Origin of the sequence: Acinetobacter sp. YH16053, assembly GCF_013417035.1 — a bacterium.
In the GTDB taxonomy this organism is placed as follows: Bacteria; Pseudomonadota; Gammaproteobacteria; order Pseudomonadales; family Moraxellaceae; genus Acinetobacter; species Acinetobacter towneri.
In genome coordinates this window covers 1-1324 of the sequence record NZ_VPEP01000128.1, presented here as the reverse complement: position 1 = coordinate 1324, position 1324 = coordinate 1, and the positions used below count along the sequence as shown (strand labels likewise).

At 42.7% G+C, this 1324-nt stretch carries 1 protein-coding gene; it reads left to right on the top strand.

What is annotated here, in order from left to right; genetic code table 11:
• Positions 1 to 1324: mobilization protein (locus FTV43_RS15520; protein ID WP_179995843.1), on the top strand; the 1324-nt coding region annotated here is incomplete at both ends.

Here is a 1324-nt window from a genome sequence, read left to right as displayed (position 1 = left end):
ATTCCCAATGTTGAGCTTTCAACAGGCAAACGCCTACAGCCATTCTATGCGCCAGTCGATTTAGATCGAGTCGATCTATTTAAGCAGATCACCAATACCGAACATTCACTGTATGACCCCGATGATCCTGAACATCGACAGCTATTTTTAAATAAAAAGAATCTACCCAAAGATATTAAGGATTTTAAAGAGCAGTTACATCAACGTGTTTACCGAGCGGTTGCCAATGGTGAAGTTGCCGATCGGCAAGAATTGGTGCAATGGCTTGAATCGAATCAAATCAATGTCACCCGACAAGTAAAAAATTCCATATCCATTGAAAACCCGTATGAGGGCGCAAAACGTCCTATCCGTTTAGAGGGCGAGATTTATGAGCAAAGCTTTAGAGCTACTGGCGAATATCGACAAGAAGTACAACAACGAATTGAAGAATACAGAGGAACAACTTCTGAGCGGTATCGAGCAAACGTCACAGACTATCAGAGACAGCTTGAACACAAGAGCCAATATCACAGCGACCGCTATCCAACAGTCGGACGAGAAAATAGCCCAGAGCATTCAAAACAACGCCCAGACGGTCGAGAAGGAATTGAGCCAGTATCAAACCTTACTGCAATCGAAATTGAGCCATTTAACGAAATTAAACGAGCAAATACAGAGCCAAGAACAACAAGCCCAGAATCAAGCGGTACAGAAAAAACTTACCATTTTGAATATGGGACTGATTTCAGTAGTAGTTATTTTGCTTATAGCAATTTTCTCGCTTGGTCTCGTCACCAAAAACAAGTACAGCGAGATGCAGACGCTAAATACAGTGATCAACGAGAAGCAAATGAGGGTCGATCATTTGAACCGATCGGGAGGCAGTTTGACGATCAGCACATGCAAGCGACCAGACAGCAAAGCACAACGTCTCTGTATTCAGATCAACAAGAATGCAGGGGAATGGCAGAACGGTTACATGATTCCAATGGGGTACTAAACGATGACGGAATTAGAAACACAATTATTGAGAATCATCGAAGAACAACAGCAACAGTTACTGCAACAACAATCGCAATTGCAGAAGCAACAGCAAGCTTTAGACACAATGCAAACCAAGATTATCCAAGCCTTGTCAGCACAATCAAAGGCAATCGAGAGCGATCAGCAAAGCTTACAGCAAGCACAGAAATCATTAGCGACAATACAGAAGCAATTTCACGAGCTAGAACGCAGTACAGCAAGCTATACCGAGCAGATCAATGGAAAAGTTCGAGAGATGAGCCAGATTACAGCCAACAACGAAGAAATTCTGGAGAGAATCTCAACCACACAGCATTCT